The sequence below is a fragment of the Nocardia sp. NPDC003726 genome, assembly GCF_053586955.1.
The window spans coordinates 65,782-91,947 of the sequence record NZ_JBSFNF010000021.1; the positions used below are offsets into that span (position 1 = coordinate 65,782).

Here is a 26,166-nt window from a genome sequence, read left to right on the forward strand (position 1 = left end):
GCGCGGGTGTGATCGAGCAAGATCAGGGTGAATCCGGATGCTGGCGGCTTCGTCGCCGTGCCAGTATCGAAGACATGTACCCGTCTGTTCCCGCGTTCGACACCCGGGGGTTCGACGCTGCCCGTGGGCTGGGGCCCGTGCCCGCGCCGGTCCCCTGGCCGCCGCAGGCGCGGATGGTCCGCCGGTCGGGCGGCCGGGTCGTCGGCGGCGTCGCGGGTGGTCTGGCCGACCATCTCGGCGTCGACGTGTTCAAGGTGCGGATGGCGTTCGTGCTGCTGTCCGCCCTGGCCGGGGCGGGCATCGTCGGGTACGGACTGCTGTGGATCTTCACGCCCGGCGGATCCGATCAGGTGAAACCCTCCGGTGCGGAGCGGCGGCAGGCGATCGGGCTCGCGATGCTCGGGCTGGGGCTCGCGATCGCCGTGTCCTGGGTGTTCAGCGGGACCGCGGCGAAGGTGATCGCGCCGATCATCGTGGTGGCGGTCGGCGCGGCGCTGGTGTGGCGGGAGTACGACGTCGACGGGCCGCGTTCGCTGCTCGGGCTGCCCGCGCGGCCTTCGGTGGTCACCTGGTCGCGCATCGTCGCCGGTGCGACGCTGATCGTGGCCGGTCTCGGTGTGGTGGTGCTGGCCAGGATCAATCTGAGCTCGATCGGATCGGCGCTGCTGGCGGTGGCGGTCACGCTGATCGGCGCGGGACTGCTGACGGTCCCGCTGTGGCTGCGCATGATGCGCGCGCTGAACGCCGAGCGCGCCGCCCGCATCCGCAACGAGGAACGCGAGGAGATCGCCTCGCACCTGCACGATTCCGTGCTCCAGACGCTCGCGCTCATCCAACGGCAGGCCGACGACCCGCAGGAGGTGTTGCGGTTGGCCCGCAGCCAGGAGCGGGAGCTGCGGAAATGGCTTTTCGAGGATTCCGGCCCCGCGCAGTCGAGCTTGGCCGCGGCCCTGCGGACCATCGCGGGCGAGGTGGAGGACCAGCACGGCGTGAAGGTGGCGCCGGTGACCGTGGGCGACGTCTCGATGGACGTCGACGGCTCCGGCTCGGGTCTGCCGAAGGAACACTTCACCGCTCTGCTCGGCGCGAGCAGGGAAGCGCTGGTCAACGCCGCCAAGCACGCGGGTGTCCCGGAGATCGACCTGTTCGCCGAGGTCGAACCGCATCAGGTGAGCATCTTCGTCCGTGACCGCGGCTCCGGCTTCGACCTGGCGGCCGTGCCGGAAGACCGTCGCGGCCTGGCGAAGTCCATTCGCGGACGGGTCGAGCGCCGCGGGGGCCAGGTGGACATCCTGTCGACGCCGGGCCGCGGCACCGAGGTCCGAATCATCATGCCGCGGACGGATTCCGGCTGCGCCACCCAGGACGAAGAGCCCGCTCGGGCCGCCCACTAGGCGCGTTCGGCGCCCGCGCGGGACGTGACGGGCGCACGGGGGACGAGTGTGGTACGGGTTGGGGGTCATGGGTCGGTTAGGAGAAGTAGGTGACCGTGCGGGTCTTTCTCGTCGATGATCACGCCGTCTTCCGGTCGGGTGTGCGTGCGGAATTGAGCCGTGAGGCGGACATGGAGGTGGTCGGGGAGGCCGGAGGGGTCGCGGAGGCGGTGGCCGGGATCAACGCCGAGCGACCGGACGTCGTCCTGCTCGACGTGCACATGCCCGACGGCGGGGGAGTGGCGGTGCTGGCGGGTATCGATCCCGGGCCGGTGTGCTTGGCGCTGAGTGTGTCCGACGCGGCCGAGGACGTGATCGCGGTGATCCGGGCCGGGGCCAGAGGATATGTCACCAAGACGATTTCGGGTGCCGAGCTGGCCGACGGCATCCGCCGGGTGGCGGGCGGCGACGCGGTCTTCAGCCCGCGCCTGGCCGGCTTCGTCCTGGATTCGTTCACCGGGAGGTCCCCGGTGCCCGAGCCGCCCCTCGACCCCGAACTGGACTCCCTGACCCCGCGCGAACTGGAGGTGCTGCGCCTGCTCGCGCGCGGCTACACCTACCGCGAGATCGCCGAATCCCTGTTCATCTCGGTCAAAACCGTGGAGACGCACGCCTCCAATGTGCTGCGCAAGACGCAGCAGTCCAACCGCAACGCCCTGACCCGATGGGCACACCGCCGCCGCATCGACTGACCGTCGTCCGGGACGGCTGGGTCGAGGTCAGAGGACGGCGACGATGATCCCGATGATGATGATCAGGCCGATCAGCAGGCCGACAGCGATGGCCAAGGGCGCGTTGCCGGGCTGGGCGTTCTTGGTGCGCTGCGGGGGCGGGGCCGCAGCCGCACCCGCGAGGTTGCGGTGCGGGCGGGGAAGGGGCGTGGAGTGCGGGCTGCGGATCCCGGACGCCGAGTTGCGTGCGGCCCAGAACGGAATGGTTCCGTCCTCGGTGCGGACGGGCGCGCCGAGAATGTAGGGCCCGGTGCCGGGACCGAAAGCGGCGGTGAGGATCTCGTCGCGCGCCTCGGCCATGGTCGGGCGGCGCTGCGGCGCGGGTTCCATCATGTGCAGCAGCGCCTGGGTGAGCACGCCGCTGCGGGTCGGCGGGATGATCTGCGCCATGGCGGCGCGGTGCACGATGACGTCGCTGTCCTCGTCGAAGCCGTACGGCGGCTGTCCTTCGATCGCGGTGTAGAGCGTGGCGCCAAGGGAGAACACGTCGCTGGCCTTGGTCGGTTGCGCTCCGCGCGCGACCTCGGGGGGCAGATAGGAGGGGGTGCCGGTGATCACGCCGTCCGGCTCGTCGAGCAGGTCGCCCGCGCCACGGGAGATGCCGAAGTCGCTGAGTTTCGCCATGCCGACGCCGGGGCCACGGTCGGCGACGAGGATGTTGCCGGGCTTGATGTCGCGGTGCACGATGCCGACCGCGTGCGCGGCGGCCAGCGCGTCGGCGACCTGGGCGCCGATCTGCGCGACCTCGATCGGCGGCAGCGTGTCGACCAGCGCCAGCGCCTTCGCCACGCTGCGCGAGGGCAGGTGCTCCATCACCAACCACGGCTCACCGGCCTCGAGCACCACGTCGTACACGGCGATCGCGTGGTCGTGCGAGAGTTTGGCGGCGACCCGGCCCTCGTGCATGATCTGGTTGCGGACCGCGTCGGCTTCGGCCTCGTCGAGCCCGGCCGTGGTGAGCACCTGCTTGATCGCGACGTCCCGGTCCAGCAGTCGGTCGTGCGCCAGCCAGACCGCGCCCATGCCGCCGCCACCCAGCTTCGACTGGAGGCGGTAGCGGCCTGCGACGAGATATTGGGGGCCGACAGTGGGACGAGCGCGTTCGGTCACGGGTGCAGGGTAGCGGAAAATGAGGCTAGCTGGCCTGATTCGTGTTCGCGCATAGGCGGGCAGGAGGCACTGTTATGTGCCACGCACGCTCTCGGTTCGTATGTGTGCCACAAACCATACCGATGAACCGGGCGCCGGGCGTGGTGGCCGGGTCTGCGACACCATACCGAGGAAACGGGGGTGGTGGCCGGGCGCGCGCGGAACGGGGCAGCCGCGACACGCGCCGCGGGAACCCTTGACGGAAACCTGGGGGTCGGTTTCTACTGTCTCGGTATCGAACGTATATTCGATATCAATCGATAGCTGAATCGGTGCTGGCACTCGAATCGAGGGTCGCTCCGCATGCTTCGCCTCGGGTCCATCGTGGGAAGTAGGTGGTTGGGATGGGTTCGGATGCGATATCGCAGGGAGGGGTGAATCGGGGCGCGCTGCCGCGCGGTGGTGGGCGTGAGGGCGCCCCTTCCCTGGCTGAGCTGCGCAGACGTATGGCCGCAGTGCCGGGCCGCGGGGAATCGGCGGCGCAGCGTGTCCCGCTCGGCGCCGAGTCGCGCCGACCGGCATTACCGGTGCCCGCAGCGCTCGCACCATTGTTGCCGGAGGGTGGCTTGGTCGCCGGTTCCGTGGTGGCGTACACGGGGGCGAATTCGCTGCTGGCCGGTCTGCTCGCCGCGGTGACCGAAGGTGGCGGGCACGCCGCGGTGGTGGGCATGCCCCGCCTCGGTCTGCTCGCCGCGGTGGAGATGGGGGCACAGCTGCGGCGGCTGGCCGTGATCGCCGATCCCGGCCCCGACCCGGTGGAGGTGGCCGCGGTGCTGCTCGACGGGCTCGATCTGGTCGTGCTCGGCCTCGGCGGCGGGGCCGTCGCGCCCGCGCGCAGCCGGGTGATCGCGGCCCGTGCCCGCAACAAGGGCGCCACCCTGGTGGTCGCCGACGGTCGCTGGCCCGGCGCGTCCCTCCAGCTCGATGCTCGCGTCGCGGGGTACGCCGGTCTCGGCCGCGGGCGCGGACGATTGCGTTCGCTCGGTTTGGCCGTCGAAGTGCGCGGCAAGGCGGGACCGCCGCGGCGCGGGCGGTTGGATCTGTGCCCGAACGCGGGGCGCGTGGAATGGGTGCTGCGCGAAAAGGCGGCTCCGGCGGTCGAAGCCGTCGACACGCAGGAGGCGGTGTCGTGAGTGCGGCGGCCCGCTCCTCGGTTTCCGCGGGTCGTGCGGCGCCGTGATCCGATCGAAGCGGGTGCTGGCCCTGTGGTGCCCGGACTGGCCCGCGGTCGCCGCGGCGGCGGTGGCGGGCCTGCCCGCTACGCGGCCGGTGGCGGTGCTGTTCGCCAACCGGGTGGTGGCCTGTTCGGCGATCGCGCGAGCCGAAGGGGTGCGCCGCGGGCTGAAGCGCAGAGAGGCGCAGGCGCGCTGCCCCGAGTTGTTCCTCGCGCAACAGGATCAGGATCGGGACGCGCGGCTGTTCGAACCGCTGGTCGCCGCGGTGGCCGCGACCATGCCCGGCGTGGAGGTCCTGCGCCCCGGGCTGCTCGTGCTCGGTGCGCGCGGTGCGGCGCGGTTCTTCGGCTCCGAGGAGGCGGCGGCCGAACGCCTGGTGGACGCGGTGGCCGCGGCCGGGGCGGAAGCGCAGATCGGGATCGCCGACGAACTGTCGACGGCGGTGATCGCCGCCCGGCGCGCCGCGATCGTGCCTCCGGGGGAGGGCGCGCGGTTTCTGGCACCGCTGCCGGTCGGGGAGCTCGCGGTCGAACCGAGCTTGGCCGCCCCGGAACGCGCCGACCTCGTCGATCTGCTGCACCGTTTGGGTCTGCGCCGGATCGGCGATTTCGCCGCGCTCTCCGCGGCGGAGGTCGCCTCCCGGTTCGGCGTCGACGCCGTGCTCGCGCATCGCTGCGCCAGAGCCGAGCCGGAGCGCCCGCCGTCCGCGCGGCAGCCACCGCCGGATCTGGTGGTGGAGTACCGCTGTGATCCGCCGATCGAGCGGGTCGATGCGGCCGCCTTCGCCGGTCGCATGCTCGCCACCCGGCTGCACGGCGCGCTCGCGGCCGCCGGGCTGGCCTGCACCAGGCTTTCGGTGCGTGCGGAAACCGAGTCGGGGGAAGGGCTTTCGCGGATCTGGCGCTGCGCAGAGCCGCTCACGCCGGAGGGCACGGCGGACCGGGTGCGGTGGCAGTTGGACGGCTGGCTCACCCGGCGCGACGGCGCGCGGCCCACCGCGCCGATCACCGTGCTGCGGCTGGAACCGGTCGAGGTGGTCACGGCGGGCGCGCTGCAACTCGGGTTGTGGGGCGGGGACGGGGCCGAGGACGAGCGGGCCCGCCGCGCGCTCATCCGGGTGCAAGGGCTGCTCGGCGGGGAAGCGGTGCGGGTCGGCGTGCTGAGCGGCGGACGTGGACCCGCCGAACGCATCACCATGGTCGCGCTGGGCGACGAACTCGTCCCAGCGGCCGACCCCGCGCAACCCTGGCCGGGACGGCTGCCCGAGCCCGCCCCGGCCGTGATCCTGCTGAACCGTCCGCTGGTGCGGCTGGAAACCGCCGACGGCGCGCTGGTCAAGGTCACCGACCGCGCCCTCTTCGACGCCGACCCCGCGCTGCTGCGCTGGGGGAGCAAACAGTGGCGGCTCACCGGCTGGGCAGGCCCGTGGCCGGTGGACGAACGCTGGTGGTCAGCCGGCTCGGGCGACGCGGAATGCACCGCCCGCGCGCAGGTCCAACTCGACGACGCCACCGCGGCCAGCCGGGTGCTGCTGCTGCTCTATCGCGACGAAACATGGTGTGCGGAGGGTCTTTACGACTGAGCACTCTCAGTCGGGGCGCGACCACACGGTCGCCAACGTGAACGGATGTCCGCGCAGGGCCGCCCATTTCGGTTTGCGAGCCAGCCACGCGTCGTCGACCAGCGCCTCGGCTACCTCGGTGAGGACCCAGCCTGCGTCCAGTCCGGCCGACAGGTGCTCGCTGATCAAGTGCAGATGGGTGCTGATCGCCACCGGTTCGCCCGATGGGTCGGTGTAGTGCGTCGGCATGCCGGACACCATGATGAATTGCGGGTGGTAGCTGACCAGTACGCAGCGCGCGCCCGGCGCGGCCAGCCGTGACGCCTCCGCGTAGAACGGCGCCAGCTCCGGCAGGTGCTCGTCGATCAGTGAGGCGATCACCAGGTCGTAGGCGCCTTCCGGCAGGCCGGTGGCCCGCACGTCCGCTCGGGTCAGCGTGGTGTGGGCGCCGCGTTCGGCGGCCAACGCCAGCATCCCCTGGCTCACGTCCACGCCGTCGATATGCGGTATTCCCCGCTCGCGCAACCAACTTCCGGTTCGCCCGGTGCCACAGCCGAGGTCGGCCGCGCGCCGCACTCCGCCGAGGTCGAGCCGCAATCGCCCGAGCAGAGCGAGATCCATCTCGTCCAGGACGGTCTGCTCGTAGGTGGGTGCCCATCCGTCGTACCCCGTGGCCACGTCGACGGTGCGGTAGTCGCGGCGGTCGAAGTCGGCGAAGGAGGGCATGCGGCGAGTATTGCTCCGAGTTCGCCCCTGCGCCAGGCATTTATCGCGCTGCTCGAAACACCACCGTGGAGAACGGCCTTCGCGAGGCTCGGATCTCATCCCGGTGAGTGCCGCCCGAACTGCGTTTTCGCCGTTGCGTGATCAGCGCTACACCGCGCGGGGGTGAGGCATGACTGCCGGTATCCTTCATTGTCGTGGATCTGACGCTTGGCCAGGTGACATTCGGAGACGTGCGGATCGCCTATCGGGATTCGGGGGTGGGCGCGGTCAGCGACATTCCCGTGCTGCTCGTGCACGGCATGGGCGGCGACGGGCACACGTGGGATCGGTTCGCCCGTGTCCTCGTGCGATCCGGACGCCGCGTGATCATCCCCGACCTCCGTGGACACGGCCGTAGCTCACACACCGATTCCTATCTTTTCGACGAGTTCGGCGACGATCTGCTGCGCCTGTGCGACCACTTGGAACTGCCCGCGGTGGATCTGGTCGGGCACTCGCTCGGCGGTTACGCGGTGTCGCGCGTCGCGCAGGAGCGGCCGGAACTCGCGCGCAGGCTGGTCATCGAGGAGTGCCCGCTCCCGCTGCGGTCCGGCGCCGAGGAATTGCGCCTGACCCGCCGGTTCCCGACCGTGCCCGAACTGTGGCACGCCACCTCCAGCCTGGTCCTGCACCCGCGCGCGGTGCTCGCCTTCGACCGTTCCATGACGAAGACCGCGCTGGAGCAGTTCCGCAAGCCGAACCCCGAGTGGTGGGACCGGCTCTCCGACATCACCGCTCCCACTCTGGTGCTGTGCGGTGGACCGGGCGGCATGGTGGACCCGGAAAAGCTCGCCATCCTGCAAGACAGCATCACCGACTGCACGGTGACCACCTTCACCTGCGGCCACAGCATCCACCGCGACCGCTACCTGGAGTTCGCCGCGGCGGTCCGGCCGTTCCTGGCGGGCTGAACCCCGTTAGGGCGCCGGATTTCACCAATGGGTGCCGGGGACCCAGCGGGCGGCGCGCCGTAAGGCCGTGCCCGTGACGCGGCGCGTGGTGGATCGGGGCCGGGGCCGGGGCTCGGGGAGAGCGGCGACGGGTTCGGCCGGTTCGTGGGATGCCGTCGGCTCGCCTTTGGCCGCGGGGGAGTCGGGCAGGGCGCGGTAGTAGCGGTGCAGGACCCGGTCGCGGATCTTCGGGGTGAGCAGCGCGCCGTATTCGGCGAGGGTGCCCAGCGGCACGTCGATGCGCTTGGGGCGTTCGGTCAGCGCGCGCACGATGGTGGCCGCCGCCCATTCGGGTGACTCGGCGGGGCCCTGGTCGCCGCTCGGGGCGATCATCGGCGTGCGCACCAGCGGCATGTGGATGGTGGTGAATGTGACGCCGTCCGCCATGGTCTCGACGGCCGCCACCTCGGTGAACTTGTCCAGCGCCGCCTTGCTGGCCAGGTACGCCGCGAACCGGGGTGTGGCGACCTGCACGCCGGCGCTGCTGATGTTGACGATGTGCCCGAACTTGCGTTCCCGCATCTGCGGCAGCAGGCCGAGGGTCAGTCGCAACGCGCCGAAGTAGTTCACGGCCATGGTGCGTTCGAAGTCGTGCAGCCGGTCGGTGGAGCGATGGATGGCGCGGCGGATGGAGCGGCCCGCGTTGTTCACCAGCATGTCCACGTGGCCGTGTTCGTTCAGGACGGTCTCGAGGACCTGATCGACGGAGTCGGAATCGGTGACGTCGCAGGAATATCCGTAGGCCGACCCACCCGCGGCTCTGATCTCGTCGACGACGCCGGCGAGTTCCTCGCCCCTGCGCGCGAGCAGGAACACGGTGGCGCCCTTGCCCGCGACCGCCAGCGCCGCCGCGCGGCCGATTCCGGAGGACGCCCCGGTGATGAGGACGTGCCGTCCGGTGAGGTCGCGGTTGTGGCGCCGGCGGCGGACGGGCTCAGCGGAGGCGTCGGTCATCGCTGCTGCTCCTTTGCAGGTCGGGTGCCCATGAACTTACTCCGAAGTAAGTTCGCTGCCAAGTGGCCTTCGTCACGTCCCCGTGGGCCGGTTCCGGTCGTCGCCGCGGCCTGCCCGTCCGCTCGGGAATCGCACGCGGCCTGCGGATTTGCCAATGCGCGAAACGCTTCGAACAACCCTCGAAACGTTCGAACATATGTGCGATACTTCAGCGCATGTCGGACGATCGGATGGCGGAGGTGTTTGCCGCGGTGCGGCTCGGTGGCGTCGACCCCGCGGCGGGGCGACGGGCGTTGGAAAAGCTCTGGGACGAACTCGGCGAACGCGGCGGAGCGTTGCAGCGCTGCGTGGTCGCACACCATCTCGCCGATCTCCAGGAGGAGCCCGCCGAGGCGCTGCGCTGGGATCAGCGCGCGCTGGCCGCGGTCTTCGGGCCCGGCGTGCCGCTGGACGAAGGACTGCGCGGCTTCTTGCCGTCGCTGTATCTGAACCTGGCCGACAGTCATCGCCGGGTCGGGGAGTTCGAAGTGGCCAGGATGCAGTTGGCCATCGCGCGCGGCCATCTCGACGTCCTCGCCTCCGATGCCTACGGCGCGCTCATCCGAACGCGCCTGCGGGGTGTCGAGGCGGCTCTGGCCGCCGGTTCCGTCGAACGTCTTCGTGCGTCCTGACCTGCCTGTACATCTCCTGTATTCGAATGTATGTTCGAGGCGAGGAGGTGAGTCGTGGGCTGGGGCAACGGACCGCCGAGCTGGGCGGAGATGGAGCGGGTGCTGTCCGGACGGGCGAGCCAGGAGGCGGCGTATCCGGGCGACGGCGGCGACAGTCCGGCATGGTCGCGTAAGCGCGGCGAGTACCGTCCCGAGCCGGTGCGCCGCAACGATGAACCGCGGGTTCCGTACGCGGAGTTGCACGCGCACTCGGCCTACAGCTTCCTGGACGGTGCCAGTCAGCCGGAGGAACTGGTGGAGGAGGCGGTGCGGCTCGGCCTGACCGCGATCGCGCTCACCGACCACGACGGCTTCTACGGCACCGTCCGCTTCGCCGAGGCCGCCAAGGAATGGGGCATGCCCACCGTCTTCGGGGCCGAACTGTCGCTCGGCACGGCACTCGAACCGCAGGTGCCCACGCGTGGGCACGCCGCAGCTCCCGACTCGGCGCCGCGCACCGGCGCGCCGGACCCGGCCGGGCCGCACCTGCTGGTGCTGGCCCGCGGGCAGGAGGGTTACCGCAGGCTCTCCCGCGAGATCGCCGCCGCGCACATGGCCGCGGGCGAGAAAGGCATCCTGCGCTACGACCTGGACACGCTCACCGCGGCGGCCGATGGGCATTGGCACATCCTCACCGGATGCCGGAAGGGTCACCTGCGCCAGGCGCTCGACCTCGACTTGCGCGCGGGCAGCACCCGGCTCGAACGTGCGGAAGCGGCCCTGCGGGAGCTCGCCGACCGCTTCGGCGCCGACCGGGTGAGCGTGGAACTCACCCATCACGGCATCCCCGAGGACGACGAACGCAACGCGCGTCTCATCGCCTTGGCCGATCGCGTCGGCCTGCCCGTGCTCGCCACCACCGGAGCGCACTTCGCCGCACCGAGCCGGCGCCGCAGGGCCATGGCGCTCGCGGCGATCCGGGCCAGGCAGAGCCTGGACGAGATGGCGGGCTGGCTGGCCCCGGCGGGTGGCGCGCACCTGCGGTCGGGGGCGGAGATGGCGCGATTGTTCGCCGACTGCCCGCAGGCGGTGGCGAACGCGGCGGCCCTGGCCCGCGAATGCGCCTTCGACCTGCAGTTGATCGCCCCGAACCTGCCGCCCTTCGACGTGCCCTCCGGACACGACGAGCAGTCCTGGCTGCGCGAACTCGCCATGGCCGGCGCCGCCGCGCGCTACGGGACGCCCGAGCAGAACCCCGAGGCGTACCGGCAGATCGAGCACGAGCTCGCGGTGATCAACGACCTGGAATTCCCCGGATACTTCCTGGTGGTGCACGACATCGTCAGCTTCTGCAAGGCCAACGACATCCTCTGCCAGGGCCGCGGTTCGGCGGCCAACTCCGCGGTCTGCTACGCGATCGGCATCACCAATGTCGATCCGGTGCGCAACCGGTTGCTGTTCGAGCGTTTCCTCTCCCCGGAGCGCGACGGTCCGCCGGACATCGATATCGACATCGAGTCCGACCGCAGGGAAGAGGCGATCCAGCACGTCTACCGCAAGTACGGCCGCGAGTACGCCGCGCAGGTGGCGAATGTGATCACCTATCGCGGCAAGTCCGCGGTGCGCGACGCCGCACGGGCGCTGGGGTTCTCGCCCGGCCAGCAGGACGCGTGGAGCAAGCAGGTGAGCCGCTGGACCGGTGTGGGCGCCGAGACGAACACCGACATCCCCGCCGAGGTGCTGGAACTGGCCGCCGATATCGAGGGTTTGCCGCGGCATCTGGGCATCCACTCCGGCGGCATGGTGATCTGCGACCGGCCGATCGCCGACGTCTGCCCGGTGGAATGGGCGCGCATGCCGGGCCGCAGCGTCCTGCAATGGGACAAGGACGATTGCGCGGCCATCGACCTGGTGAAGTTCGACATGCTCGGCCTCGGCATGCTCTCCGCCCTGCACTACATGATCGACCTGGTGCGCGAGCACAAAGGCGAGACCGTCGAGCTGCACGCGCTCGATCTGGCCGAACCCGAGGTCTACGAGATGCTTTCGCGCGCGGACTCGGTCGGCGTCTTCCAGGTGGAGTCGCGCGCGCAGATGGCCACCCTGCCCCGGCTGCGCCCGCGTAGCTTCTACGACCTGGTGGTCGAGGTGGCGCTGATCCGTCCCGGCCCGATCCAGGGCGGGTCGGTGCACCCCTACATCCGCAGGCGCAACGGAGCCGAGGACGTCGTCTACGACCATCCGGCACTGAAGAATTCGCTGGAACGCACGCTCGGCGTTCCGCTGTTCCAGGAACAACTCATGCAGATGGCTGTCGACGTCGCCGGATTCACCGCCGTCGAGGCCGATCAGCTGCGCCGCGCCATGGGCTCCAAGCGGTCGCCGGAGCGCATGGAGCGCCTCAAGGCGCGGCTCTATCAGGGCATGCGCGAGCGGCACGGCATCACGGGCGAGGTCGCCGACCGCATCTACGAGAAGCTCTACGCTTTCGCGAATTTCGGCTTCCCCGAGAGTCATTCGCAGAGCTTCGCCTCGATCGTGTACTACTCGGCCTGGTTCAAACTGCACCATCCCGCGGCCTTCTGCGCGGGCCTGCTGCGCGCCCAGCCGATGGGCTTCTACTCGCCGCAATCGCTGGTCGCCGACGCGCGCAGGCACGGGGTCGCGGTGCACGGTCCCGATATCAACGCCAGTCGCGCCGAGGCCACCCTCGAGGCGAAGGGCACCGAGGTGCGCCTCGGTCTCGCCGCGATCCGCCAGATCGGTGACGACCTCGCCGAACGCATCGTGGCCGCGCGGGGCGATCGGCCCTACACCTCCTTCCTCGACCTGACCGGCAGAGTGGAACTCACTGTCGCGCAAGCGGAATCGCTCGCCACGGCGGGCGCGCTCGGCAGCCTCGGCAGCACCCGCCGCGCGGCGCTCTGGGCGGCGGGCGCGGCCGCGGGCGAGCGCCCCGACCGGTTGCCCGGCACCGGCGCGGCCACCACCGCGCCCATGCTGCCCGGGATGAGCGATCTGGAGACCGCCGCCGCCGACGTCTGGGCCACTGGCGTCTCGCCGGGCAGCTATCCGACGCAGTTCCTGCGCCCGCACCTGGACGCCCTCGGCGTCATCCCCGCCTCCGGCCTGCTCACCGTGCCCGACGGCTCGCGGGTCCTGGTGGGCGGCGCGGTGACGCACCGGCAGCGTCCCGCGACTGCGGAGGGCGTCACCTTCCTCAATCTGGAAGACGAGACCGGCATGGTGAACATCGTCTGTTCGCTGGGGCTGTGGCGGCGTTACCGGCGCCTCGCCCAAGGCGCCGCCGCCCTGCTCATCCGGGGCCGGGTGCAGAATGCCGAGGGCGTGGTCAGCGTGGTGGCCGAACATCTGCAGCGCATGGATCTGCGGATGGCGTCCAAATCGCGCGACTTCCGTTGAGCCCGTTGCTTTAAGGAAGTGTTAGAAGCGCTCTAGAGAACCGTTATGCGCGGCTTTTCCGGCGGTGTCAACGGCTACTGTGCCAAGCATGAGGAAGCAGCTTGCTGTGCTGTGCGCCGGCGTGCTCGGGTTGATCTTGCTCACCGGCTGCGGTGACGACGACGCGACGCGCGCCCTGGATCGGACATCATCGGTGCTCACCGGGCCGGGGCCCGCCGCCCCCGCACTGGTGCCGCCGGGGCTGCACGAGCAGGCGCCGCCGAAGCGGGACAACGATTCCGGCGCCGAACCGACGTCCACCCGCAAGGAGGTGGTCACCGGCAGCGTCGAGATCACCGCGGACGCGCCGGTCGCCGCGGCGGGCACGATCATCGACCAGGTGCGCGCCGCGGGCGGCCGAGTCGACAGCCGCACCGAGCAGCCCGGCACCGACGACACCGAGCCGAGCGCCACGCTCGTCGTCCGGCTGCCCGCGGACAAGACCGACGCGTTCATCGCGGGCCTCGGCGGAGTCGGACGGATCACCCGGGTCAGCACCAACCGCGACGACGTCACCATGCACTGGGAGGACCTGGACGCGCGGATCAAGGCGCTGCAAGCTTCGGTCGACCGGCTGCGCGGGCTCATCGCGGGCGCCACCACCACCTCCGACCTGATCGCCGCCGAGCAGGCGCTGTCGAGCCGCCAAGGGGAACTGGACAGCCTCACCGCGCAGAAGCGCAGGCTCGACGACCAGGTCGCCCTGTCCACGCTGACCATCGACGTCAGCACCGATCCCAGGAAGTCCGGCGACGATCCCGACAGCTTCTGGGATGGCGTCGTCTCCGGCTGGAACTCCCTGGTGGACTGGTTGCAGGACGCGATCGTGTTCAGCGGCAAGGCGATTCCGTGGCTCGGATTCCTGGCCGGGGCGCTCGCCGTGCTGTGGGGCGTCGTGCGCTTGGTGCGGCGGCGCGGGCCCGCGCCGGGTGGGGGAGAATCGGCACCGGCTCCCACGGAACCGGTGAGCGGCGCCTCCGACGGCGCGGAAACCAGCGCAGGAGGCAAGCGTGCCGACGGTGGTCAGGGCGACGATCAAGCCGAACAGCCGTAAGGGCCCGCTGGTGGAGACCCTCGACGATGGCAGCCTGCAACTGTACGTGCGGGCTCCCGCCGTCGAGGGCAAAGCCAACAAGGCGGCCATCGAGTTGCTGGCCGACCACTACGGCGTCCCCAAGTCCGCCGTCCGGTTGACCGCGGGCGCGACTTCCCGCTTCAAACGATTCGAGATCGACGAGTCCTGACGCCGATCAAATGCCGCCGGGGAAACCGAGCTGGCGCCATGCTTCGTAGACGGTCACCGCGGCGGCGTTGGAGAGGTTCATGGAGCGGCGGCCGGGCAGCATCGGGATGCGCAGCCGGTCGGTGATGCGTGGGTCGGCCAGCACTTCCGCGGGCAGTCCGGTGGGCTCGGTGCCGAACAGCAGCACGTCGTTCTCCCGGTAGGCCACGTCGGTGAACCGTGTGGTGCCCTGGGTGGTGAACGCGAAAACCCGCTCCGGGCGCAGCGCCTCCCACGCCGCCGCGAGATCCGGATGCACCGTCACCGACGCCAGATCGTGGTAATCCAACCCGGCCCTGCGCAACTTCGGCTCCGACAGATCGAACCCCAACGGCTCGATCAGATGCAGATGACACCCGGTCCCCGCGACCAACCGGATCGCGTTGCCGGTATTCGGCGGAATGCACGGCTCGTGGAACATCAGATGGAACACGGGTGTCAGTCAACCAGGTGATCGAGAGCGACCGCGAACGGTGATCCCCGGCTCGTGGGCCGTCGGAGAACCGGATCCGGACGATCGGGCGTGCGGCCGTCCAGGACTCAGCCGAAGCTGCCCGTACTCGGCTTGCCGATCACGTCGACGGTGACGATCTCGGTCACCGACGTATCGCCCCCACGGGGATCGTCGGTGGGGCGTTCCCAGGCGCATGCGCCACGCACGCGCATCCGCCCTGCGGGCAGGGAACCGTTGCCCAGCGACGTCTGGACCATCTTGCCGTCGGCGATGGCGAACGACGTGGGGTGGTTGCCGCCGAAGATCTCCCCGGTGTCGTCGTTGTACACCCAGCACACACCCTCGGCGTTGGGGTTGTGGAATTTCGCCGACACGGTTCCGGGCACGGAGAAGACCTCCTCGAGCACCGGAGGCGACAGCGGAGGTGTCGCGGCAGCGGTGGCGCCGGAACCGAGCGCCACCGGAATCGCGGCGAGCGCGAGAAGGGGGAGTCGTCGCAGGATCATGCTCGAGATGATGCCAGCGGACCGGCTGACTTCCGCCGTCGGTCGAACGCATCAGTCGGGCAGGAGCCGCAGATGCGAGCGATGACGCGTGCGGACCGCATTGAAGTGCCTGCGATCCAAGGTCGCGATCTGGTGCGCATCCAATCGTTCGGCGACGGCAAGCACGGCGGCATCGACGGCTCCCAACGGGAAGTCGGCGTATTTGCGAATCAGCTCCGCCATACGCAACAGGTCCGCGGAGGTGAGATCTACAAGGCAGATCTCCTCGTTGGCGATAGATTCCAGGAACGTAGCTTCAGCCGCCGGACCCACGCGGGTTTCCACGAAATAGCAGACTTCCGCGAGCACGGGGCTCGGGATGAGCAGCGGCCCGGGGTGGGTCTCCAATAGACGCAGGCAGCGCTGATGATCAGCGTCATTCTTGTTCAGGACGGCCACGAGCGGCCCTGTGTCGCAGACGATCACGAGGCTTATTCGCCCAGCTCTTCGCGCAGGATCTCCTCAGACCTCGCGGCGAGATCGGGTTCGGCGTGCATCAGGCCCGCGAAGGAGAGATGCCGACGCCGTTCGCCGCCGATCTCGGCGGCCGGGGATTGCTGTGGAACGTCGGTGACGACCAACTGCAACGCGACCGCCCGCAGCGCACGTGCTTGATCAGGCGTGAGCCGATCGACCAGGCGATGCAGGTCTTCGTAGTCGTGCGCTGCGGTCATGCCGTCGATTGTAGTGAGGACCGAGCTGGTGGGGCACTCCGACGAACTCTCCGTTGCATCCCGGCGAAGGTGCCGGTACCGGTCGGAGGTCGGGCGGTCTGCAAGAATCGGGGGGTGACCGATGCCGACACGCCTATTTCGGAGCACCGGGCGGGGGCCCGCGGTTTGTGGGCGGAGTTCTTGCGCTCCCATCTGCCCATGGTGGTCGTGACGCTGGTCATCGTGGTGGCGGTGGTGTTCGTGGCGTCCGATCGGTGGCGGCGCGGGGCGTTCTTCTTCGGGGGCGCGACGCTGCTGGCGGCGGCGTTCCGGCTGTGCCTGCCGACCGCGCGGGTGGGGCTGCTGGCGGTGCGCGGTAAGCCGTTCGACGTCGGCGCGCTGACGCTGCTCGGCTCGAGCATTCTTTTCCTCGCGGCCACGATCAATACTCTCGGCGTCGGCTGAGGGCCTGCGAGCGGCGCAGACGTGGCGCAACTCGAGACCGGACGGAATTAACTTGGCGCTGCGCGGTGAGGTAGCCCGGGACAGGGCTTCTCAGCGTCCGGGTCGCATACCGGCGCGGGCCAGTCGCATGGTCTCGGTCAGCAGTTTCGACACCGCCGCGGCCTCGGTGAGGAATCCGTCGTGCCCGTCGCGCGAGTGCACGATCTCCAACCCGTCGCAACCGGGCAGCAGATCGGCGAGTTCCTGCTGGGTCCGCAGCGGATACAGCCGGTCGGAGTCGACGCCGCCGACCACGCAGGGCACCGGCGTCGCCGCGAGCGCCGCCTCGACTCCGCCCCGGCCGCGGCCGACGTCGTGGCGGTTCATCGCCTCGGTCAGCAGGACGTAGGTGGCGGGATCGAAACGCTTGCACAGCTTCTCGGCCTGATGGTCCAGGTAGCTCTGCACCGCGTAGCGGCCGCCGTGCCACGGGTCCTCGCCGTCCTGCGGCTTGTTCTCGAACCTGTGATCCAGCTCGAACTCGGTGCGGTAGGTCAGGTGCGCGATCCGCCGGGCCAGGGCCATTCCCGTCGTCGGAGCGCGTCCGGTGCCGTGATAGTCGCCGCCCTGCCAGTCCGGATCGGCCTTGATCGCCGCGATCTGGGTGGTCTGGGTGCCGATCTGATCGGCGGTGGCGCGCGCCCCGACCGCGAGCACCAGCGCCGCGGCGACCCGCTCCGGTGCGCCGACCATCCACTCCAGCACTCGCATACCGCCCATCGACCCGCCGACCACGGCGGCGAGCCGCTCGACGCCGAGCACGTCCAGCAGCGCGGCCTCCGCGGTCACCTGATCGCGGATCGAGATCTCGGGAAACCGCGAGCCCCATGGCTTTCCGTCCGGAGCGGTACTGGACGGCCCGGTGCTGCCCTTGCAGCCGCCGAGCACGTTCGTCGCGATCACACACCATTCGTCGGTGTCCAGCGGCGCGCCGGGCCCGACCATGCCGTCCCACCATCCGGGCAGCGGGTGCACGTCGTCGGCCTTGCCGACGACGTGCGAGTCGCCGGTGAGCGCGTGTTCGACCAGCACGATGTTGTCCAGTCCGGGGGAGAGTTCACCCCAGCGCTGCACCGCGAGGTGGACGTCCGGGATGACCGCGCCGTTCTCCAGTCGCACGTCCCCGATGGCGATGGTGCCGAGCTGTCCATCCGGGGGCGGCAGGACGACGCCTGCGGTCCGCGAGCTCGATTCGGTGTTCACGGTCATGTCGCCGCCGCGAAACCGGCGGGCAGGTCGGCCGGGTCGTCCTGCGCCGGGAGCGAACGCATCCCGAACTCGGCACCGTGGCTGTGCGGGCCCGACTGCGCCCGGCCTCGCTCGGCCCCGGGCGCGGTGAATTCACTCATGGTTTGCTCCCAAGCAGGTGTTCGCCGGTACAGCAGGGGTTAGCGGTGTGTGGGTGACGAACAACAACACATGCCGGCGACCTCCTGTTACGCGCTTGCTCCCGGCTCTCGGGAGCCAGGTCATCACCCGGAGCACCCCACCGCGGCTGGAGGGTTGCCGACCAGCGAGCCGGGGCTTGGCGCTGGTACTCATGACCTGTCCGGCATCATAACCGGCAGGCGGTCAGCGCCCGAAATCCTCCATCGAACTCACTGGTCGACGGCGGTCGGCGTCCCGCAGCAGGTGCGCACGAACTCGTCGTAGGCCTCGGTGAACGCGGCACGCCCCGCTCTGGCCGCGGTCGCCAGGTCGTCGTCGAGGAACACATCGTCGGAGCACTCCATGCCGACGTGGCCGATCAGTTGCCAGGTGCCGACGATGAGCCGCACGGGCCGCGCGTCGGGTGTGGTGCCGAGGCGCTCGGCGACCACCGCGGCGATCGCGGTGTTCTTGGCGTCGGCGTGTTCCATGTTGCGCGCGGCGACCGATGGGCTGCTGCGCAGGATCCGCTGCATCTTCTGGAACTGCCGGAACGACAGCGGGTCCGCCTCGCCCGCCGCGGCGGCTTCATCGACCACGTGCAGGAAGGCCGCGCGCAGCGCCGCGAGTTCGTTGCCCGTGCGGGGCAGCTCGCGCAGCGTCTCGGCGATGGTGCGACCGAAATCCTGGACCGGGCCGAGGACGATGTCTTCTTTGCTGTCGAAATAGCGGTTGATCGTGCGCGGCGAGACGTCCGCCGCGTTGGCGATCTGCTCGATCGTGGTCGCGTCGAAGCCATGGGTGTCGCACAGGTCGAGGGCCGCGGCGATGATGCGCAGCCTGGTCTGTTCCTTCTTGCGTTCGCGCAGGCCACGGGTCGCCGGGCCGCCGGCGGCGCGGTCGGCCGCTGCGCCCGCGCCCGTCGGCGCCGATGACTCGAGCATGCCCCCATGCTAACGCAACCTGCCGTTTTCCTGTCCTTAACAGTCAAATGTCGTATCACGACATTTTTCGCTTGACGCCAAATGTCGCTCGATGACAGGATGGCTCGAGACATCGAGGGACGAGGAGAAGACCGTGACGGAGACGGCGACAGCGGTGCACGCGCCGCGGAAGGCGAGCGGTTCAGCGCGGTGGCTCGCGCTGGCGGTGATCGCATTGGCCCAGCTCATGGTGGTGCTGGACGCCACCATCGTGACCATCTCGCTGCCGTTCGCGCAGCGTGATCTCGACATCAGCGACGGCAACCGGCAATGGATGCTCACCGCCTACACGCTGATCTTCGGCGGCCTGCTGCTGCTCGGCGGCAGGCTGGCCGACTACCTCGGCCGGCGCCGGATCTTCATCGTCGGCCTGATCGGCTTCGCGAGCGCTTCGGCACTAGCCGGTCTCGCGCAGACCGGCGCGGAACTGTTCGCCGGACGCGCGCTGCAGGGCGCGTTCGCCGCACTGCTTGCTCCCGCCGCGCTTTCGCTGCTGTCGGTGACGTTCACCGAGCCCGGCGAGCGGGCCACCGCGTTCGGTGTGTTCGCGGGCATCTCCGCGGGCGGCGCGGCCCTGGGCCTGATCGCGGGTGGCGCGCTCACCGAATACGCCTCCTGGCGGTGGTGCCTGCTGGTCAACACGCCGATCGCGCTGATCGCGCTGGTCGGTGCGCTGGCCTGGGTGGCGAAGGACGTGCCTGCGCCGCGCAGCGGGGGATACGACGTGCCCGGTGCCGTCACCGTGACGCTCGGACTGATCGCCATCGTGTACGGCTTCAGCCGCGCCGCTGACGACGGCTGGCTGGCGGGTAGCACTCTCGCGCTGCTGGTCGCCGGGCTGGCGCTGCTCGTCGCCTTCGTCGCGATCGAACGGCGCTCGGCGAACCCGCTGCTGCCGCTGCACATCCCGGGGGAGATCAACCGGGGCGGCGCGTTCCTGGCCGCGCTGCTCATCCCGATCGCGATGTTCGCGATGTTCCTGTTCCTGAGCTTCTACTTCCAGATCACGCTGGGTTACTCCGCGCTGAAGGCGGGCTTCGCGTTCCTGCCCTTCCCCGCGGGCATCGCGATCTCGGCGGGTGTCACCAGCGCCCTGCTGCCGAAACTCGGCCCGCGTCCGCTGATGCTGGCCGGGGCCGTGCTCGGCGTCATCGGCCTGCTGCTGCTGGCGCAGCTGAGCTACGGCGACAGCTTCCTCGCCGGTGTGCTGCCCGCTCAGGTGCTCATCGCGCTCGGCATGGGTCCGCTGTTCGTCGGCATGCAGACGGTAGCGCTGCACCAGGTGGAGGAAGAGGACTCCGGCGTCGCCTCCGCGTTGCTGAACGCGGCGCAGCAGGTGGGCGGCGCGGTCGGGACGGCGCTGTTGACCACCATCTCGGTGCAGGTCGCCAAGACCTTCGCGCACGACAACCCCGGCATCGACAACCTGGCCGCGCGGGCCGCGATCCACAGCTACGACGTGGCCTTCTACGTCGGCGCCGGGTTCTTCCTCGCGGCCGTCCCGATCATCGCGCTGATGATCCGGGACCGGCCGGAGAACCTGATCGAAGGTTCGGAGGAGGGAACGCGGCTTCCGGTCGCGGTCTGATCCGCTGGAACGAGGCCCGCGCGACGTGACGGCGTCGCGCGGGCCGGTTGTGTGCTGGACGGTTGCCGAGCCGCGACGGAAGGCGGATCATGGCGACGACGGCGGTGGTACGGGTGCCCGCCGAGGCGCTGGAAGGCATTGCCTACCAATCGGTAACAAAGGTGGTCCAGCTCACTCCGGGGGCTGCCCGTGCGGTGAGGACTTCGGCAGCAGTACGCTTGTCTTGTTTGCACCACATGTCCCGCCGACAACGCGGGACATATACGTTGTCTGTTGGAACAGCTGGGGTCCGCTCACAAGCGTGTTCGCCTGGCCGTGCAATGAGGGCACCATCCTAGGAGGACACGAAGATCCATGTCCAAGATCAAGGTTGAAGGCACCGTCGTAGAACTCGACGGCGACGAGATGACCCGGATCATCTGGCAGTTCATCAAGGACAAGCTGATCCACCCCTATCTCGACGTGAACCTCGAGTACTACGACCTCGGCATCGAATACCGCGACAAGACCGACGATCAGGTGACCGTCGACGCCGCCGAAGCCATCAAGAAGCACGGCGTCGGTGTGAAATGCGCCACCATCACCCCGGACGAGGCGCGGGTCAAGGAATTCGGCCTGAAGAAGATGTGGCGCTCGCCCAACGGCACCATCCGCAACATCCTGGGTGGCACCATCTTCCGCGCCCCGATCATCATCTCGAACATTCCGCGCCTGGTGCCTGGCTGGACCAAGCCGATCATCATCGGCCGTCACGCCTTCGGCGACCAGTACCGCGCCACCGACTTCAAGGTGTTCCAGGGCGGCACCGTCACCGTGACCTTCACCCCGGACGACGGCAGCGAGCCGATCGTGCACGAGGTCGTGAAGATGCCGGACGAGGGCGGCGTCGTCATGGGCATGTACAACTTCCGCAAGTCCATCGAGGACTTCGCGCGGGCGTCGTTCAACTACGGCCTGCAGCAGAACTACCCGGTGTACATGTCGACGAAGAACACCATCCTCAAGGCCTACGACGGCATGTTCAAAGACACCTTCCAGGACATCTTCGACGCCGAGTTCAAGAGCCAGTTCGACGCCGCCGGCTTGACCTACGAGCACCGGCTGATCGACGACATGGTCGCCTCATCGATGAAGTGGGAGGGCGGCTACGTCTGGGCGTGCAAGAACTACGACGGCGACGTGCAGTCCGACACGGTGGCGCAGGGCTTCGGCTCGCTGGGCCTGATGACCTCGGTGCTGCTGACCCCGGACGGCCGCACCTGCGAGGCCGAGGCCGCGCACGGCACCGTCACCCGGCACTACCGCCAGCACCAGCAGGGCAAGCCGACCTCGACCAACCCGATCGCGTCCATCTTCGCCTGGACCCGCGGGCTCGAGCACCGCGGCAAGCTGGACAACACCCCCGAGGTGATCGGCTTCGCGCAGACCCTGGAGGACGTCGTCATCAAGACCGTCGAAGGCGGCCAGATGACCAAGGACCTCGCGCTGCTCGTCGGCGGTGACCAGGGCTACCTGAGCACCGAGGAGTTCCTCGGCGCGCTGGACGCCAACCTGGCTCGCGCGCTGCGCTGAGCTCACGCGGGCCGAGCCACGGCGCTCGGCCGACGCCGGCGCTGGGTGCTCACCCAGCGCCGGGCTGAACATCGGGCACCCGCCCCGCCATCGGTGGAACGGGTGCCCGGATTGTTTTCGCGGCCGATTCGCCGAGTCGTGGGCGCAGGTCAGCTGGGTCGGCTCACTCCGACTCCGGCAGGACCGAGCGGCACGCTGGTCGGGCTGACCTGCGTCGTTCATGCTCCCGGTGGGCGAACTCACGTTCGCCGGGGAAGCGAATGCGGGCCGGGGCCGGTTACATGAACACGTGACCACCCCCGTGATCGCCAGCACCTCCGCTCCGCCCGGACGCACCGATTGGCACGTGCCCGCCATGCTCGCGCTGGCCCTCGGCGGATTCGGGATCGGCACGACCGAATTCGTCACCATGGGTTTGCTGCCGGACATCGCTTCGGCCATGCGCGTCTCCGAGCCGACCGCGGGGCATGCGGTGTCGGCCTACGCGCTCGGTGTGGTGATCGGCGCGCCCCTGATCGCGGCGCTGTGTGCCCGGATGCCGCGCAGGCGCCTGCTCGTCGCGCTCATGGTCGCGTTCACCGTGGGAAATGCGGCGACCGTTCTGGCGCCCTCGTTCGAGACGCTGGTCTTGGCGCGATTCGTCTCCGGTCTGCCGCACGGCGCCTACTTCGGCGTCGCCTCGCTGGCCGCCGCCACTCTCGCCCCGGCAGGGCAGCGGGCCAAGGCGGTTGCCGCGGTTATGCTGGGGTTGAGCGCCGCCAATGTTGTCGGCGTTCCCGCAGCTACCTGGCTCGGCCAGCATCTCGGCTGGCGCGACGCGTTCGTGGTCGTCGCGCTGATCGGTGTCACCACGGTGGCGGCGCTGCTGCGCTTCGTTCCCGAACTCACCGGCATCACGGTGACCGATCCGCGGACCGAACTCGGTGCGCTGCGCCGTCCGCAAGTGCTGTTGACGTTGCTGGTCGGCGCCGTCGGATTCGGCGGCATGTTCGCCGTCTACACCTACATCGCGACCACGCTCACCGACGTCGCCGGTCTGCGGACCGGGGCGGTTCCGTTGGTCTTGATGCTGTTCGGCGTCGGCATGGTGATCGGGAACATCGTCGGCGGCGCGCTGGCCGACCGTGGCGTGGACCGTGCCGTCGGCATGTCCCTGCTCGCGATGACGGTGATTCTCGGCGGGTTCGTCGCCGCCGCGCACAACCCGTACACCGCGGCCTTCGGCGCGCTGCTGGTCGGCGCTTCCGGAGCCGCGCTGGCGCCCGGTCTGCAAACCCGTCTGATGGACGTCGCGGCCGACGCCCAGACCCTCGCCGCCGCCCTCAACCACGCCGCCCTGAACATCGCCAACGCGGCGGGCGCCTGGCTCGGCGGTCTGGTCATCGCCGCGGGTCTCGGTTACACGGCCCCGGCGGTGGTCGGCACGGCCTTGGCGGCGACCGGCGTCGTGTTGTTCGCGCTGACGGTCTGGACGGCGCGCCGATCACGCGGGTAGCCGGGGTGGCGGCCGACGCGGGCATCGTGACGGATCGGAATCGTTTCCGCGGGACTGCTCCATCGGTGGGGTGATCGCGCGGCGTGACAACCTCGTGGCCGGTGCGCGCCGGACTATTCGGTGGGTCGGCTGCTCAGGGCCCGCCCCGCGATCTCGTGCAGATGCGCCGAGGCCCGCCGCCACCGCCGCCGGGCGCGTTCGTCGTCCGGATCGATGAAGTTCGAAATCAAGATGCCGCGCAGCGCGTCCATCGCCGTGTAGATGAAGTCGCGCGCTTCCTTGCGCCGCACGTCGTCCGGCACGAAACGGGCCACCGACAGCAAGACGGCGTTGTTGACGAACGGCTCGACCTTCTCCATCGCCGCCGCCAGCACCGGGTCGGTCCGCCCGGCCACCCACAGTTCGACCGTCGCGATGAACAGTGGACCCTGGTGCAGGTCCCACAGGAAATCCAGCGCCGCCGCCACCGGATCGTCGCCCGCTTCGACCCGCGACATCTCCCGCATGGCGGTCTCGGCGCGCAGCTGCGCCAGATGGCTGATCGCGGCCACGACCAGATCGGTTTTCGAGCCGAAGTGATGGACCTGGGCCCCGCGGGTCACCCCGGCGCGTTCGGCCACCCGCGGCGTGGTGGTGCCCGAATATCCGTACTCGACCAGACAGTCCACCGTCGCGTCCAGCAACCGGGTGCGCATCTCGGTGCTGCGCTGCTCCTGCGTCCGGCGCTGCTGCTTCACGACTACGCTCCTGGCCACCGCACGATCTTACACTTACATACAGTGCTGTATGTTCCGCCATTCCGAGTGGGTGGCCGGCCCCCTGGGGCGGGGACCTCTGCTGCGGGTCAGTAATCCGCCATGCAGCCGGTAGCGAGGAAACAAGCATGTCTCACTGTATGTAGCAGATGCGACGCAATCGGCTGGTTATTCGCCGTGTCTCGGCGCTATCGGGCACGACCCTTGTTCACTTACATACAACCTTGTATGTTTGTTTCCACTCGTTCCGTCGCTCGCGACGTACGCACAATCTGAGGAGTTCGATGGCGAACAAGGTCTACGTCGTCGGTGTCGGCATGACGAAGTTCGAGAAGCCGGGCCGCCGCACGGTCGAGGAAGCCGACGGCACCACCCGCGCCTGGGACTACCCCGACATGGCCAGGGAATCGGGCACCAAGGCGCTCGCGGACGCGGGAATCGCCTACGACCGGGTGGAACAGGCTTACGTCGGCTATGTGTACGGCGAATCCACCTCCGGGCAACGCGCCGTCTACGAACTCGGCATGACCGGCATCCCGGTGGTCAACGTGAACAACAATTGCTCCACCGGTTCCACGGCGCTGTATCTGGCGGCGCAGGCGATCCGGGGCGGGCTGGCCGAATGCACGCTGGCGCTGGGCTTCGAGAAGATGCAGCCGGGCTCGCTCGCGTCCACCTGGGACGACCGCGAGCAGCCGATGGCCAAGCACGTCATGGCGCTGGCCGAGATCTCCGAGGTGCTGTTCCCGGTGGCCCCGTGGATGTTCGGCGCGGCCGGGCGCGAGCACATGAAGCAGTACGGCACCACCGCCGAGCACTTCGCCAAGATCGGCCACAAGAACCACAAGCACTCGGTGAACAACCCGTATTCGCAGTTCCAGGACGAATACACCCTCGAAGACATTCTCGCCTCGCGCATGATCTACGACCCGCTGACCAAATTGCAGTGCTCGCCGACCTCCGACGGGTCCGGCGCGGTCGTCCTCGCCAGCGAGAAGTTCGTCGACGCCAACGATCTCGCCGGGCAGGCGGTGGAGATCGTCGGCCAGGCGATGACTACCGACTTCGCCTCGACCTTCGACAACACCGCCAAGAACCTGATCGGCTACGACATGAACGTCCAGGCCGCGCGGAAGGTCTACCAGCAGTCCGGACTGGGCCCGGAGGACTTCCAGGTCATCGAACTGCACGACTGCTTCTCGGCCAACGAACTGTTGCTGTACGAAGCGCTCGGTCTGTGCGGCGAGGGCGAAGCGGGCCGGCTGATCGACGACGGCCGGACCACCTACGGGGACAAATGGGTGGTCAACCCCTCCGGCGGCTTGATCTCCAAAGGACACCCGCTCGGCGCGACCGGTCTCGCGCAGTGCTCCGAGCTGACCTGGCAGCTGCGCGGAGCGGCGGACAAGCGGCAGGTGGACGGCGTCACCGCCGCCCTGCAACACAACATCGGACTCGGCGGCGCGGCCGTCGTCACCGCCTACCAGCGCGCCGACCGCTGACCGGCCCGCCGAACTCGACGAGGAGTGCAACACATGGGACACATCGAAGCCGCCAAGGACGTCAACGCCGCCCCCGAAGCCCTGTGGGCGGTCGTCTCCGACCCGCACAGCTGGGACAAGTGGTTCACCATCCACGAGCGCTTCATGGAGGAGCCGCCCGCTGTGCTCAGCGCGGGCGCCAAGCTGGTCGCGAAGATCGTGATGCTCGGTATGGCGAACAAGCTGGAGTGGACGATCGTCTCGGTGGACGCGCCGAACAAACTGACCCTGGGCGGCACCGGCATGGCGGGCGTGCGGACCGAGTTCACCTTCGACATCAGGCCCAACGGCGATGGCAGCACCATCCTGGTGTCGGGCGACTTCGAGGGCGCGTTGATCAAGGGCGCGCTCGGCAAAGCGGTGGAGAAGGACGGCATCAAACAGCTGGACCGCTCCCTCGACCAACTCGACGCCCTGGCCTCCGCGGCATGAGCGGTCAGGCCCGGAGGCGGCAGCGGAGTGTGACCACGCAGGGCCCCGCTCGTGCCGGAGAGGAAACAGCATGAGCGGTCAGGCCCGGAGGCGGCAGCGGAGTGTGACCACGCAGGGCCCCGCTCGTGCCGGAGAGGAAACAGCATGAGCGGTCAGGCCCGGAG

The 26,166-nt window shown here is 69.5% G+C and carries 26 protein-coding genes and 1 riboswitch; of the genes, 15 read left to right on the forward strand and 11 right to left on the reverse strand.

Annotated features, from left to right (window positions below):
- Positions 1–74: 74 nt before the first annotated feature.
- Complete coding sequence (locus ACWDMM_RS24885) at positions 75–1,394, forward strand: PspC domain-containing protein (RefSeq protein ID WP_195080466.1); 1,320 nt, start codon at positions 75–77, stop codon at positions 1,392–1,394.
- Positions 1,395–1,489: 95 nt separating this feature from the next.
- On the forward strand, positions 1,490–2,125 hold the full coding sequence (locus ACWDMM_RS24890; protein ID WP_195080629.1) for a response regulator: 636 nt from the start codon (positions 1,490–1,492) through the stop codon (positions 2,123–2,125).
- Positions 2,126–2,152: 27 nt separating this feature from the next.
- Here ACWDMM_RS24890 and ACWDMM_RS24895 read toward each other — a convergent pair whose 3' ends face one another.
- The gene (locus ACWDMM_RS24895; RefSeq protein ID WP_195080467.1) at positions 2,153–3,274 is read right to left on the reverse strand and encodes a serine/threonine-protein kinase; all 1,122 of its coding nucleotides are present in this window, start codon (positions 3,272–3,274) and stop codon (positions 2,153–2,155) included.
- A gap of 383 nt (positions 3,275–3,657) precedes the next feature.
- On the opposite strand from ACWDMM_RS24895, the gene ACWDMM_RS24900 reads away from it, so the two are divergent.
- Both ACWDMM_RS24900 and ACWDMM_RS24905 read left to right on the forward strand, forming a co-directional pair.
- The gene (locus ACWDMM_RS24900) at positions 3,658–4,446 is read left to right on the forward strand and encodes a hypothetical protein (protein ID WP_195080468.1); all 789 of its coding nucleotides are present in this window, start codon (positions 3,658–3,660) and stop codon (positions 4,444–4,446) included.
- Between the two features lie 43 nt (positions 4,447–4,489).
- On the forward strand, positions 4,490–6,070 hold the full coding sequence (locus ACWDMM_RS24905; RefSeq protein WP_195080469.1) for a DNA polymerase Y family protein: 1,581 nt from the start codon (positions 4,490–4,492) through the stop codon (positions 6,068–6,070).
- A 6-nt stretch (positions 6,071–6,076) separates the two neighbouring features.
- Here ACWDMM_RS24905 and ACWDMM_RS24910 read toward each other — a convergent pair whose 3' ends face one another.
- The gene (locus tag ACWDMM_RS24910) at positions 6,077–6,775 is read right to left on the reverse strand and encodes a class I SAM-dependent DNA methyltransferase (protein ID WP_195080470.1); all 699 of its coding nucleotides are present in this window, start codon (positions 6,773–6,775) and stop codon (positions 6,077–6,079) included.
- 215 nt (positions 6,776–6,990) lie between these two features.
- On the opposite strand from ACWDMM_RS24910, the gene ACWDMM_RS24915 reads away from it, so the two are divergent.
- Positions 6,991–7,725: an alpha/beta fold hydrolase gene (locus ACWDMM_RS24915; protein WP_323124651.1), complete on the forward strand. Its 735-nt coding sequence runs from the start codon at positions 6,991–6,993 to the stop codon at positions 7,723–7,725.
- A gap of 21 nt (positions 7,726–7,746) precedes the next feature.
- On the opposite strand, the gene ACWDMM_RS24920 is transcribed toward ACWDMM_RS24915, so the two are convergent.
- Positions 7,747–8,718 carry an SDR family NAD(P)-dependent oxidoreductase gene (locus tag ACWDMM_RS24920; protein WP_449939798.1) on the reverse strand — a complete coding sequence of 324 codons (972 nt, stop codon included), beginning with the start codon at positions 8,716–8,718 and terminating at the stop codon, positions 7,747–7,749.
- 215 nt (positions 8,719–8,933) lie between these two features.
- Here ACWDMM_RS24920 and ACWDMM_RS24925 point away from each other — a divergent pair, with 215 nt between their 5' ends.
- The 4 genes from ACWDMM_RS24925 (at position 8,934) to ACWDMM_RS24940 (ending at position 14,074) form a co-directional block, all read left to right on the forward strand.
- Entirely contained in the window at positions 8,934–9,389 is a 456-nt protein-coding gene (locus ACWDMM_RS24925; protein WP_357106489.1) for a hypothetical protein, read from the forward strand.
- Positions 9,390–9,443: 54 nt separating this feature from the next.
- A complete protein-coding gene (locus ACWDMM_RS24930; protein ID WP_449939802.1) occupies positions 9,444–12,791 on the forward strand; it encodes an error-prone DNA polymerase in 3,348 nt (1,115 codons plus the stop codon).
- 88 nt (positions 12,792–12,879) lie between these two features.
- On the forward strand, positions 12,880–13,884 hold the full coding sequence (locus ACWDMM_RS24935) for a DUF4349 domain-containing protein (RefSeq protein WP_323124650.1): 1,005 nt from the start codon (positions 12,880–12,882) through the stop codon (positions 13,882–13,884).
- Entirely contained in the window at positions 13,841–14,074 is a 234-nt protein-coding gene (locus ACWDMM_RS24940) for a DUF167 domain-containing protein (protein ID WP_195080475.1), read from the forward strand. Before ACWDMM_RS24935 ends, ACWDMM_RS24940 begins: the two co-directional genes overlap by 44 nt.
- A gap of 6 nt (positions 14,075–14,080) precedes the next feature.
- On the opposite strand, the gene ACWDMM_RS24945 is transcribed toward ACWDMM_RS24940, so the two are convergent.
- The 4 genes from ACWDMM_RS24945 to ACWDMM_RS24960 form a co-directional block, all read right to left on the reverse strand.
- Positions 14,081–14,545 carry a tRNA (cytidine(34)-2'-O)-methyltransferase gene (locus ACWDMM_RS24945; protein WP_195080476.1) on the reverse strand — a complete coding sequence of 155 codons (465 nt, stop codon included), beginning with the start codon at positions 14,543–14,545 and terminating at the stop codon, positions 14,081–14,083.
- A 107-nt stretch (positions 14,546–14,652) separates the two neighbouring features.
- On the reverse strand, positions 14,653–15,072 hold the full coding sequence (locus ACWDMM_RS24950) for a hypothetical protein (protein ID WP_449939807.1): 420 nt from the start codon (positions 15,070–15,072) through the stop codon (positions 14,653–14,655).
- A 51-nt stretch (positions 15,073–15,123) separates the two neighbouring features.
- Positions 15,124–15,537: a type II toxin-antitoxin system VapC family toxin gene (locus ACWDMM_RS24955; RefSeq protein ID WP_449939809.1), complete on the reverse strand. Its 414-nt coding sequence runs from the start codon at positions 15,535–15,537 to the stop codon at positions 15,124–15,126.
- Between the two features lie 5 nt (positions 15,538–15,542).
- Complete coding sequence (locus tag ACWDMM_RS24960; RefSeq protein WP_449939811.1) at positions 15,543–15,785, reverse strand: hypothetical protein; 243 nt, start codon at positions 15,783–15,785, stop codon at positions 15,543–15,545.
- 198 nt (positions 15,786–15,983) lie between these two features.
- Here ACWDMM_RS24960 and ACWDMM_RS24965 point away from each other — a divergent pair, with 198 nt between their 5' ends.
- Entirely contained in the window at positions 15,984–16,229 is a 246-nt protein-coding gene (locus ACWDMM_RS24965; RefSeq protein ID WP_195045274.1) for a DUF3017 domain-containing protein, read from the forward strand.
- Positions 16,230–16,319: 90 nt separating this feature from the next.
- Here ACWDMM_RS24965 and metX read toward each other — a convergent pair whose 3' ends face one another.
- The 3 genes from metX to ACWDMM_RS24980 form a co-directional block, all read right to left on the reverse strand.
- Positions 16,320–17,477 carry a homoserine O-acetyltransferase MetX gene (gene metX, locus ACWDMM_RS24970; protein ID WP_195080480.1) on the reverse strand — a complete coding sequence of 386 codons (1,158 nt, stop codon included), beginning with the start codon at positions 17,475–17,477 and terminating at the stop codon, positions 16,320–16,322.
- Positions 17,474–17,617 (reverse strand): hypothetical protein, encoded by a 144-nt coding sequence (locus ACWDMM_RS24975; protein WP_195080481.1) that lies wholly within the window; start codon positions 17,615–17,617, stop codon positions 17,474–17,476. The genes metX and ACWDMM_RS24975 overlap by 4 nt, the downstream gene beginning before the upstream one ends.
- Positions 17,618–17,703: 86 nt before the next feature.
- Positions 17,704–17,814, reverse strand: a riboswitch (SAM riboswitch).
- 52 nt (positions 17,815–17,866) lie between these two features.
- On the reverse strand, positions 17,867–18,580 hold the full coding sequence (locus ACWDMM_RS24980; protein ID WP_195080482.1) for a TetR family transcriptional regulator: 714 nt from the start codon (positions 18,578–18,580) through the stop codon (positions 17,867–17,869).
- A gap of 91 nt (positions 18,581–18,671) precedes the next feature.
- Here ACWDMM_RS24980 and ACWDMM_RS24985 point away from each other — a divergent pair, with 91 nt between their 5' ends.
- The 3 genes from ACWDMM_RS24985 to ACWDMM_RS24995 all read left to right on the forward strand — a co-directional run bounded on the left by ACWDMM_RS24985 (position 18,672) and on the right by ACWDMM_RS24995 (position 23,274).
- Complete coding sequence (locus ACWDMM_RS24985) at positions 18,672–20,207, forward strand: MFS transporter (protein WP_195080483.1); 1,536 nt, start codon at positions 18,672–18,674, stop codon at positions 20,205–20,207.
- Between the two features lie 354 nt (positions 20,208–20,561).
- Positions 20,562–21,779, forward strand: a complete 1,218-nt coding sequence (locus ACWDMM_RS24990) for an NADP-dependent isocitrate dehydrogenase (RefSeq protein WP_039795772.1) — start codon at positions 20,562–20,564, stop codon at positions 21,777–21,779.
- A gap of 355 nt (positions 21,780–22,134) precedes the next feature.
- Entirely contained in the window at positions 22,135–23,274 is a 1,140-nt protein-coding gene (locus ACWDMM_RS24995) for an MFS transporter (RefSeq protein ID WP_449939844.1), read from the forward strand.
- 113 nt (positions 23,275–23,387) lie between these two features.
- Here the strand turns inward: ACWDMM_RS24995 and ACWDMM_RS25000 are convergent, their stop codons facing one another.
- Positions 23,388–23,969, reverse strand: a complete 582-nt coding sequence (locus ACWDMM_RS25000) for a TetR/AcrR family transcriptional regulator (RefSeq protein ID WP_195080632.1) — start codon at positions 23,967–23,969, stop codon at positions 23,388–23,390.
- A gap of 344 nt (positions 23,970–24,313) precedes the next feature.
- Between ACWDMM_RS25000 and ACWDMM_RS25005 the strand changes: the two genes are divergently transcribed.
- Together ACWDMM_RS25005 and ACWDMM_RS25010 are read left to right on the forward strand one after the other, a co-directional pair.
- A complete protein-coding gene (locus tag ACWDMM_RS25005; protein ID WP_449939814.1) occupies positions 24,314–25,531 on the forward strand; it encodes a lipid-transfer protein in 1,218 nt (405 codons plus the stop codon).
- A 33-nt stretch (positions 25,532–25,564) separates the two neighbouring features.
- The gene (locus tag ACWDMM_RS25010; protein WP_195080485.1) at positions 25,565–26,002 is read left to right on the forward strand and encodes a type II toxin-antitoxin system Rv0910 family toxin; all 438 of its coding nucleotides are present in this window, start codon (positions 25,565–25,567) and stop codon (positions 26,000–26,002) included.
- Positions 26,003–26,166: the final 164 nt, after the last annotated feature.

Bases quoted from the DNA above. Each gene is read 5' to 3' on its own strand.
- ACWDMM_RS24885 (WP_195080466.1), top strand. From the start codon at position 75: ATGTACCCGTCTGTTCCCGCGTTCGACACCCGGGGGTTCGACGCTGCC.
- ACWDMM_RS24900 (WP_195080468.1), top strand. From the start codon at position 3,658: ATGGGTTCGGATGCGATATCGCAGGGAGGGGTGAATCGGGGCGCGCTG.
- ACWDMM_RS24910 (WP_195080470.1), bottom strand. From the start codon at position 6,775: ATGCCCTCCTTCGCCGACTTCGACCGCCGCGACTACCGCACCGTCGAC.
- ACWDMM_RS24920 (WP_449939798.1), bottom strand. From the start codon at position 8,718: ATGACCGACGCCTCCGCTGAGCCCGTCCGCCGCCGGCGCCACAACCGC.
- ACWDMM_RS24925 (WP_357106489.1), top strand. From the start codon at position 8,934: ATGTCGGACGATCGGATGGCGGAGGTGTTTGCCGCGGTGCGGCTCGGT.
- ACWDMM_RS24935 (WP_323124650.1), top strand. From the start codon at position 12,880: ATGAGGAAGCAGCTTGCTGTGCTGTGCGCCGGCGTGCTCGGGTTGATC.
- ACWDMM_RS24950 (WP_449939807.1), bottom strand. From the start codon at position 15,072: ATGATCCTGCGACGACTCCCCCTTCTCGCGCTCGCCGCGATTCCGGTG.
- ACWDMM_RS24960 (WP_449939811.1), bottom strand. From the start codon at position 15,785: ATGACCGCAGCGCACGACTACGAAGACCTGCATCGCCTGGTCGATCGG.
- ACWDMM_RS24965 (WP_195045274.1), top strand. From the start codon at position 15,984: ATGGTGGTCGTGACGCTGGTCATCGTGGTGGCGGTGGTGTTCGTGGCG.
- metX (WP_195080480.1), bottom strand. From the start codon at position 17,477: ATGACCGTGAACACCGAATCGAGCTCGCGGACCGCAGGCGTCGTCCTG.
- ACWDMM_RS24975 (WP_195080481.1), bottom strand. From the start codon at position 17,617: ATGAGTGAATTCACCGCGCCCGGGGCCGAGCGAGGCCGGGCGCAGTCG.
- ACWDMM_RS24980 (WP_195080482.1), bottom strand. From the start codon at position 18,580: ATGCTCGAGTCATCGGCGCCGACGGGCGCGGGCGCAGCGGCCGACCGC.
- ACWDMM_RS24985 (WP_195080483.1), top strand. From the start codon at position 18,672: ATGACAGGATGGCTCGAGACATCGAGGGACGAGGAGAAGACCGTGACG.
- ACWDMM_RS24990 (WP_039795772.1), top strand. From the start codon at position 20,562: ATGTCCAAGATCAAGGTTGAAGGCACCGTCGTAGAACTCGACGGCGAC.
- ACWDMM_RS24995 (WP_449939844.1), top strand. From the start codon at position 22,135: ATGCTCGCGCTGGCCCTCGGCGGATTCGGGATCGGCACGACCGAATTC.
- ACWDMM_RS25000 (WP_195080632.1), bottom strand. From the start codon at position 23,969: ATGCGCACCCGGTTGCTGGACGCGACGGTGGACTGTCTGGTCGAGTAC.
- ACWDMM_RS25005 (WP_449939814.1), top strand. From the start codon at position 24,314: ATGGCGAACAAGGTCTACGTCGTCGGTGTCGGCATGACGAAGTTCGAG.
- ACWDMM_RS25010 (WP_195080485.1), top strand. From the start codon at position 25,565: ATGGGACACATCGAAGCCGCCAAGGACGTCAACGCCGCCCCCGAAGCC.